General features: G+C 69.5%; 10 protein-coding genes. 5 read left to right on the top strand and 5 right to left on the bottom strand.

Annotated features, from left to right (window positions below; genetic code table 11):
* Position 1 precedes the first annotated feature (1 nt).
* The 3 genes from rsgA to MJ783_RS10085 all read right to left on the bottom strand — a co-directional run bounded on the left by rsgA (position 2) and on the right by MJ783_RS10085 (position 3,363).
* The gene (rsgA, locus tag MJ783_RS10095; protein WP_239310125.1) at positions 2-1,075 is read right to left on the bottom strand and encodes a ribosome small subunit-dependent GTPase A; all 1,074 of its coding nucleotides are present in this window, start codon (positions 1,073-1,075) and stop codon (positions 2-4) included.
* A gap of 35 nt (positions 1,076-1,110) precedes the next feature.
* A complete protein-coding gene (gene aroA, locus MJ783_RS10090; protein WP_239310136.1) occupies positions 1,111-2,466 on the bottom strand; it encodes a 3-phosphoshikimate 1-carboxyvinyltransferase in 1,356 nt (451 codons plus the stop codon).
* Positions 2,467-2,544: 78 nt separating this feature from the next.
* Positions 2,545-3,363 carry a methyltransferase domain-containing protein gene (locus tag MJ783_RS10085; protein ID WP_239310124.1) on the bottom strand — a complete coding sequence of 273 codons (819 nt, stop codon included), beginning with the start codon at positions 3,361-3,363 and terminating at the stop codon, positions 2,545-2,547.
* A 250-nt stretch (positions 3,364-3,613) separates the two neighbouring features.
* Here MJ783_RS10085 and MJ783_RS10080 point away from each other — a divergent pair, with 250 nt between their 5' ends.
* The 4 genes from MJ783_RS10080 to MJ783_RS10065 all read left to right on the top strand — a co-directional run bounded on the left by MJ783_RS10080 (position 3,614) and on the right by MJ783_RS10065 (position 6,041).
* Entirely contained in the window at positions 3,614-3,880 is a 267-nt protein-coding gene (locus tag MJ783_RS10080; protein WP_239310123.1) for a hypothetical protein, read from the top strand.
* A gap of 71 nt (positions 3,881-3,951) precedes the next feature.
* A complete protein-coding gene (locus MJ783_RS10075) occupies positions 3,952-4,761 on the top strand; it encodes a sigma-70 family RNA polymerase sigma factor (RefSeq protein ID WP_370651590.1) in 810 nt (269 codons plus the stop codon).
* Complete coding sequence (gene rsrA / locus MJ783_RS10070) at positions 4,758-5,042, top strand: mycothiol system anti-sigma-R factor (protein ID WP_239310122.1); 285 nt, start codon at positions 4,758-4,760, stop codon at positions 5,040-5,042. Before MJ783_RS10075 ends, rsrA begins: the two co-directional genes overlap by 4 nt.
* Positions 5,043-5,090: 48 nt before the next feature.
* Positions 5,091-6,041, top strand: a complete 951-nt coding sequence (locus MJ783_RS10065; protein WP_239310121.1) for a GDP-mannose 4,6-dehydratase — start codon at positions 5,091-5,093, stop codon at positions 6,039-6,041.
* A 273-nt stretch (positions 6,042-6,314) separates the two neighbouring features.
* Here MJ783_RS10065 and MJ783_RS23635 read toward each other — a convergent pair whose 3' ends face one another.
* Positions 6,315-6,389, bottom strand: coding sequence for a 50S ribosomal protein bL37 (locus MJ783_RS23635; RefSeq protein WP_369809780.1), 75 nt, complete (start codon positions 6,387-6,389; stop codon positions 6,315-6,317).
* 54 nt (positions 6,390-6,443) lie between these two features.
* The gene (locus MJ783_RS10060; RefSeq protein ID WP_239310120.1) at positions 6,444-7,079 is read right to left on the bottom strand and encodes a DUF5317 family protein; all 636 of its coding nucleotides are present in this window, start codon (positions 7,077-7,079) and stop codon (positions 6,444-6,446) included.
* A gap of 417 nt (positions 7,080-7,496) precedes the next feature.
* Here MJ783_RS10060 and MJ783_RS10055 point away from each other — a divergent pair, with 417 nt between their 5' ends.
* The gene (locus tag MJ783_RS10055) at positions 7,497-7,727 is read left to right on the top strand and encodes a biotin/lipoyl-binding carrier protein (RefSeq protein WP_239310119.1); all 231 of its coding nucleotides are present in this window, start codon (positions 7,497-7,499) and stop codon (positions 7,725-7,727) included.
* The last annotated feature ends 61 nt before the right edge of the window (positions 7,728-7,788 follow it).

The following is a 7,788-nucleotide window of genomic DNA, read 5'->3' as shown; positions in this document are numbered from 1 at the left end:
GCTATGCCGGGTCGGCACCGGAGCGGGCGACAAGGAGCCTGCGCAGGCTCGCGAGCCGGCCGGGCTCCGCCAGCCCGTCATCGACGGCGCGGTCGACCGCGCAGTCCGCGAGGCCCGCCTGATGGGTACAGCCACCCGGGCACGCGGCCGCGGCCGGAGCCAGATCGGGAAAAGCGGCCAGTACCCGCTCCGCGCGGACCGCGCCCAGCCCGAACGAGCGCACCCCCGGGGTGTCGACGACCCAGCCCCCACCGGGCATCGGCAGGGCGATGGCCGCGGACGATGTGTGCCGGCCTCGTCCGGTGACCGCGTTGACCGCGCCAATTGTCTGGGCGGCATCCGGTACCAGCCGGTTGACCAGCGTTGACTTGCCGACACCGGAATGACCGAACAGGACGCAGACACGGCCGCGGAGCAGCGCGGTCAGCGCTTCGACGCTCCTGTCCGGCCGGGTGGTCACCACCGGGAGGCCGAGCGGTCCGTAGAGCTCCCGCAATGGCGCGTCGTCGGCGAGATCGGCCTTGGTGAGGCAGAGCACCGGTTCCAGGCCACCGTCGTAGGCCGCGACCAGGCATCGGTCGATCATCCCGGTGCGCGGTGGTGGGTCCGTGAGGGCGCAGACGATGATGAGCCGGTCGGCATTGGCGACGATCGGGCGTTCGAGGGGGTCGGTGTCGTCGGCGGTGCGCCGCAGCACGCTCCGGCGTTCAGCTCGCGCGACGATCCGGGCCAGGCTGCCAGGCGAGCCGGAGACGTCCCCGACCAGGGCGACCTCATCGCCGACGATCACGCTCGTCCGGCGTAACGAGCCGCCGCGGACGGCGGCGACCAGGATACCGGTGGACTGCGGCGGGCCGGTCGACCCATCGTCCGCCCGCGCCTTCGCCCTGGTCGCCCGCACGGTCGCTGCCGTCGCCGCGATCCGTCCGGTGACATGGCAGGTGTAGCGGCCGCGATCGACCGCGACGATGCTCGCCGCCACCGCGTCGGCGTGGTCGGGCCGCTCCCGGGTACGTGGCCGTGACCCGCGCCCAGCTCGGACCCGTACGTCGTCCTCGTCCAGCTCCCGCGGCATTCACCCGCGCCGTTCCAGCCCGCGACGGCGGGCTTTCATGGTTGCCGGACCGTCTCGTCCAGCATCCTGGTACCGGCCAGCATGCGTGCCCACAGCCGGTCGAAGTGTGGCACGGTCTTGCCGGTCGTGGCGATGTCGTGGACGAGCACCCCGGGCACGACCAGCCCCACCACGGCATAGGCCATGGCGAGCCGATGGTCGGCCCGTGGGTCGAGCCGGGCGCCGGACAGTGGCGCGGGAGAGATGGCCAGCCCGTCATCGGTCACGGTGATCGCCGCACCCAGGCGCCCCAGCTCCGCCGCGAGCGCCGCGAGCCGGTCGGTCTCCTGTAGCCGCAGGTGCGCGATGCCCCGCAGGCGGCTGGGTGAATCGGCGAGGACGGCGAGCGCCGCGAGGGTGGGCGCGGCCTCGCCGTAGTCGGTGAGGTCGACGTCGATGCCCCGCAGGCGTTGCGGCCCGCGTACCTCGAGACCGGCCGCTGTCCGGGTGACGGCGCACCCCATCGCGGCCAGCAGGTCCGGGAGCATCCGGCCGGGTTGCACGGTCGCGGCTGGCCAGTCGGCGAGAACAACACGACCGCCGGTCGCGGCCGCCGCCGCGAGGAAGGCGGCGGCACTGTTGATGTCGGGTTCGATGACGCGGTCGTGGGCGAGCATCCGGCCGGGCGCGACCGACCAGCGCGCCGTCACCGCGGCCCCCGCGGCCCCCGCCCGCCGGTCGGTATCAACCTCGACCAGGGCACCGGCCGCACGCAGGTCCGCGACGGTCATCTCCAGGTACGGCCAGGACGGCAGCCGCGAGCCCACATGGCGGACGGTCACACCATGATCGTAGCGGGGTGCCGCGAGCAGCAGCCCGGACACAAGCTGGCTGGACGCGGACGCGTCCACCGTCACCTCGCCTCCGGTAAGGCGCCCGCGTCCGTGGACGGTCAGCGGCATCCGGTCGCCGTCGATGCGCGCGCCGAGTGCCCGCAACGCGTCAAGCAGCGGGCCGAGCGGACGTTCACGCATGTGCGGGTCGCCGTCGAATACCAGGTCGCCGTGGGCAAGCGTGGCCAGCGCCGGGGTGAACCGGGCGACGGTGCCGGCGTTGCCGCAGTCGATCAGAGCGCCCTGGGCCGCCCGCAGCGGGAGCTCACCATGGACTACCCAGTCGCCGTCGTCGTCGACGACAGCAACCCCGAGCCGGCGGAGCGCGGCGGCCATGAGCAACGTGTCACGTGATCGTAGGGGCCGGCGCAGCCGGCTCGTGCCGTCCGAGATCGCCGCCAGCACCAGCGCTCTGTTGGTTGCGGACTTCGAGCCGGGCATCATCACGGTCGCGTCGACCGGTCGATCCACGCTGGGCGCCGGCCAGGGGTCGATGGGCACGTCCGTGGTGGCGGTCATCACCTCAGCATGCCGCACGCCACCTCCCGCGGATAGCGGCTGCCGGCGCCGTGCCCGAAGCCCTGGGGATGATCTTTGTCAGCCGGGGCGGCGGGCGCTGGCGACAAGGTGGATGCCGATGGACTCGCCCTCGCGTTCGGCGGAGAGCTCGACTTCGGTCCGGACGAGGGTGGGGAAGCAGGACACATCCGAGGCGACGGCGCGCGTCACCGCTTCGGCGGACAGCACCGTTCGCGGCCGGATCCAGTCGACGTCCAGGCCCGCGCTGGTCAGCAGCGCGTGCAGCTCCTCTGGCCAGAAACAGCGGGTGATGGAGCCGTCCTCAGCGGGGACGAGGACGACGTCAGCCCGCGGCACGTCCGACAGCTCGGCCCAGCGGTGCTGTTCGGCGAGGCGGGCAAGGCCGAGCAACAGCGAGTCGACACACAGCAGCAGCCGCCCGCCGGGGCGCAGCATCCGGTAGATCTCTTCCAGGGTCGTCTCGGTCGCCAGGCAGAACGACAGCGTCCGCCCTTCGGCGAGGACAGCGTCGAAACTTGCCGGAGCGAACCAGTCGAGAGAGCGGGAATCGCCCGCGACCTGAAGGAACCTGCCCTGGTCGGTGGCGGGCCCGCCCAGTTGTTCCCGGCCGTGCACGGGGCTCGGCCGGTCCACCGAGGGGACGACCCGCACGACGTCGTGCCCGGCCGCGACCATTTGGCGCGCGAACCGCGTCCGTGGGCCGGAGACGTCCAGCACCCGGATCTGTGCCGTTGGCAGCCAGCTGGCCAGCTGAGTTGCGGCGACATCCTCGTAGAACGCCCAGTACGGATCATCGCTGTCCGCGGGCGCCTCATAGACGAGGGTCGTGGTTCGTCCGCGCGGCTGATCTGGCTCGGCGTCGAGGCGGGGCAGCATGGACCTTTCCTACCCTTCGAAGGGAGAAGATGCGAAACACGTCACACGGACTCCCGGGAAGTCTGACAGATGTGAATGATCAACAGTGGCATATCTGTCACGGCGATGACCGTGGCTGGTGGATCCCCTCCCGGCGTGCCCTTGCTGGAGATAGCCGGCGGGTGAGTGCCACGGGTTTCCCGCCGCGCCCGCGGCTGTAGGTTTTGTAGTGTTTTTGTGTGGTATTAGTAGTTGAATGCATGGTGCCGCGTTGGCTGTCCTGTCATGTTTTGTTGCCCGTACGGGAGGCGTCACGGGATCGGGGCTGGCCGGCCCGCGCGCCGCCTCGGTGGTGGTCCGTTGGTACGGCGGCCCTCGGCCCGGCCCGGCTGGCGGGAATCCCGGCGCCCGGCCGGACGGTTACGCAACCTACAAGGCACTTCGGGCCGTCGACGCGAACAGCCTGCTCACCGGGGCATTTCGTCCCCGAGCGGCCGCGTCGTTCCCCGTCGGCGGGGACATCCACTCGGAGGTTTGATGACTGCTCAGTTCGCGAGTGGGCCGGTGTCCGGTACCGGCCCCGGCATCACCCCCGGTATCGGCGGCGCCGTGCCGGTACCGGTCGTCCCCGCGCGGCCGCGCGCCGGGGACGGGAGCGATCCCGGTCGTTGTCGCAGCGCGCCGGCCGTTGGTTCCCTCGGTGGTTTTTCCGCCCGCGTGACCGCACCCGGCAAGGTATCGTCCGTTTCAATGGTCGGCTGTGTGCCTGTCAGCCGGCGCCCCGCGGACGACCCGAGGTACGAGGGAGTGGTCCTGGTCGAAGAGACTGCCGAAGAGCGGGCCAGCCGTTTCGAGCAAGACGCCCTGCCTTTTCTCGATCAGCTCTATGCGGCGGCGCTGCGCATGACGCGGAACCCTGCCGATGCCGAGGATCTGGTTCAGGAGACCTTTGTCAAGGCCTTTGCGGCTTTTCATCAGTTTCAGGAGGGTACGAACCTCAAGGCCTGGCTGTACCGCATCCTGACGAACACGTTCATCAACACCTATCGCAAGCGGCAGCGCCAGCCGTTGCAGAGCCCGACCGAGCAGGTCGAGGACTGGCAGCTGGCCGACGCGGAGTCGCATACGTCCAGCGGGCTCAAGAGTGCTGAGACCGAGGCGTTGGAGCATCTGCCGGACAGCGATATCAAGGAGGCCCTCCAGGCGCTGCCCGAGGATTTCCGGATTGCGGTCTACCTTGCGGATGTCGAGGGCTTCGCCTATAAGGAGATCGCGGAGATTATGGGTACCCCGATAGGTACCGTGATGTCCCGGCTGCACCGCGGCCGCCGCAGCCTGCGTACTTCGCTCGAGCACTATGCCCACGAGCGGGGCTTGGTGCGTGCCGGCCGCTCCGAAGGCGATGGCGGTGGATCGTGACCTGTGGTGACCCGCATGCTGTCGACTGCCGGAAGGTGCTGGAAGCCGTCTATCTGTATCTCGACGGTGAGATCGATTTTGATCACAAGTATCTGATTCGTTCACATCTGGACGAATGTTCCCCGTGTCTTCGCCAGTTCGGCGTGGAGCACGAGGTGAAGCTCCTGGTAGCCCGCGGATGCGGGGGTGAGCGAGCTCCCGACGCCCTGCGCAGGAGTGTACTGGAGCGTTTGCGGGCCGCGAGAGCCGACGCGGCCAGGTCGGAGTTTCGCGCCGAGTAGGGCGCCTGTCCGCTGATGTTCAGTCCGTAGTGGTTAGGCTGTGGTGCCGTGCGTATTCTTGTCTCTGGCGCGGCTGGTTTTATCGGCTCCACGGTTACGGACCGTATGCTGGCTGATGGCCACGACGTCGTCGGAATCGACGATTTGTCCACCGGACGCCTTGAGAACCTGGCCCAGGCCTCCGGTGATGTCCGGTTTTCGTTCGAGAAGATCGATATCACCTCGCCTGAAGTGGTGGATATGGTGGGGCGCGTTCGCCCGGATGCGGTGTTGCATCTGGCGGCGCAGATCGATGTGCGGGTGAGTATCAGGGACCCACTTCTTGATGCCCGCCTGAACGTGCTTGGAACGATCAACATGCTGGAGGCGAGCCGGCGGGCCGGCGTCGCGAAGTTCGTCCATACATCGTCCGGTGGTTCGATCTACGGGACGCCCCGGCGGCTGCCGGTCGACGAGACCGCCGCGGTGGCTCCCGAGTCGCCGTACGCGGCTGGGAAGGCCGCTGGCGAGCTGTACCTGTCCGTGTATCGATCGACCTACGGCCTGGGGACGACCGCGCTGGCGCTTGGCAACGTCTACGGGCCACGCCAGGATCCGCACGGCGAGGCCGGTGTGGTAGCGATCTTCGGGACGGCGATGCTCGAGGGGCGGCCGACCGTTATTTTCGGTGATGGTTTGACCACCCGTGACTATGTCTTCGTCGGTGATGTCGCGGACGCGTTCGCCCGCTCGGTCTCGGCGGCGGCGGCCGACGGCGAACGGCTCAACATCGGGACCGCTACCCAGACGGCCGTCCGGGAGCTGCACAGCAGAATCGCGGGGATCATCGGGGTGGCCGACGTCCCGGAGTTCGCCCCGTCCCGTCCCGGGGAGCTCCAGCGGATCGAGCTCGATATCAGCAAGGCACGGCGGCTGGTCGGGTGGCAGCCGCGGGTTCATCTTGATGACGGTCTGGGCCAGACCGTCGCCTGGCTGCGGCCCCGCGTCAGCACCCGCTGAGAGCGCGTGTGAGATCGTCATTCCGGCTTGCCGCGTCCAGGTGCCCCCTGGCCGCGTTGTCGGCCACACCGGTACAACTCATCCGGTATCGCTTCGGCCTGCCGCCTTGCCAGGCGGCGCCTGGACGCGGCTCACTGATCGAAAGCCCGATCTCACACACGCTCTGAGGCTGTCGACGGCGGGTAGCCGTCGCGCCGCCTGGCCGGGCGAGAGCGGGGACCGGACCGCGGTGGATCCTGGTAAGACGTTCAACCGCGGCCCGCCGGCGCCGGCTCAGGTGTTGGGGCGCTTGCCGTGGTTGGCCTTGTGCTTGGCGCGGGCGCGTCGCTTGCGCTTCTTCTTCGCCACGTCGGGTACCTCCTTTCTCCTTCCGTTTCGATCAACTCGGCTCCGGTCATCCTGTCACGGGCCGTCGGTTGACAGTGCCGCCGCGGTCGAGGCCAGGGGATCTGGAGCCGCGGGACCGGCCGCGCCGGGGTGTCCGGGCCGTGCGGTATGGATGCGGCGGGCTGCCAGCGTGCGGCGCGCCCGCACTGGCGCGACCGCCGCGAACAGCCCTGCCCCGGCGGCGACCAGGACGTCGCCGATGCTGACCACCGCTGGCGCGGGTGGGAACGCCAGCGGTATTGCGTCCGTTGCCGGGCGCAGGACCGTGGCGGTGTCCCCGGGGGTGTACTGGGATGACCCCCGCACGTCGCTGAACGCGACGCCAGCGCGGTCGGCTCCCCAGCGCGACACCGGCATCTGACCGCTGTTGGCGAGGACCACCACTGTGTTCAGCGTGATGCCTGCCAGCAGCAGGCCGAGGCCTGGCAGCCGGGGGTTCGCCGCCGCGAAGAATGCCACCGCGACCGTTGCCACCACCCAGCCGGCCGCGTAGGTGCCGGGGACGACCTGCCCGAGGAGCAGCGCCGCGAACGCGGCCGCGAGCGCCCGTGGGCGCGCCACATAGATCCGCACCAGGGCAGCTGGCGTCCCACCGCGAATCAGCCCGACCGTGGCACCACCGACCAGGACGAGCACAAGGAGAACGAACACCCTCGTAGTGTGCTTCGTCCGCGCCGTGCCGCGGCGCAGGGGCGACATTCCGGCATGTCTGATTTGCCCGCGCCGCCTCCCTGGCCGAGCGTCGGAAGATCACAATCAGCTGCCGGCCAGTACTGGATTTGGGTGAATCAGTGCTCTAACCGGGATTTTCTTTGTCGCCGTGGCGCGCAGCGGTCAGGTCCACGTGCGCACTACGCTCACGGTGCGCGTTTGTCCGGTCGGGACTACGGCGTGTTTCGGAAGTCGTGGTTCGATCAGGGAGCCGCGTCCAGGTGGTTCCTGGCAAGGCCGCAGGCCACACCGATACCGGATGAGTTGTATCGGTGTGGCCGAGAACGCAGCCAGAGGCCGCCTGGACGTGGCGAGCCGGACAGATGGCTTTCGAAACACGCCCTAGGAAGGGGAGCCGTGGCCGAGGAAGTTCGAGCCGAGATGGTCGCCAACGTGTGGAAGGTCGTGGTCGGTGTCGGTGACACGGTGTCGGCCGGGGACACACTGGTGATTCTCGACTCCATGAAGATGGAGATCCCGGTACTCAGCGAGGACGGCGGCCGGGTCGCCCAGATCGCGGTGCGGGAGGGCGACGTCGTTCAGGAAGGAGACCTGATCGCCCTTCTTGACGGCCTGCCAGCGGCCTGACCGCGACCGCGCCGTGACGATCCCGGCGGCGGCCGCTCAAGAGGGGACGCGACGTCGCGGG

Origin of the sequence: Protofrankia sp. Cj3 (genome assembly GCF_917627355.1) — a bacterium.
GTDB lineage: Bacteria > Actinomycetota > Actinomycetes > Frankiales > Frankiaceae > Protofrankia.
The sequence above is the reverse complement of the archived record's forward strand: the minus strand, read 5'-3'. Positions and strand labels throughout refer to the sequence as shown.

Excerpts from the sequence above, each read along its gene's own strand:
- rsgA (WP_239310125.1), bottom strand. The coding sequence starts at position 1,075 with ATGCCGCGGGAGCTGGACGAGGACGACGTACGGGTCCGAGCTGGGCGC.
- aroA (WP_239310136.1), bottom strand. The coding sequence starts at position 2,466 with ATGACCGCCACCACGGACGTGCCCATCGACCCCTGGCCGGCGCCCAGC.
- MJ783_RS10085 (WP_239310124.1), bottom strand. The coding sequence starts at position 3,363 with ATGCTGCCCCGCCTCGACGCCGAGCCAGATCAGCCGCGCGGACGAACC.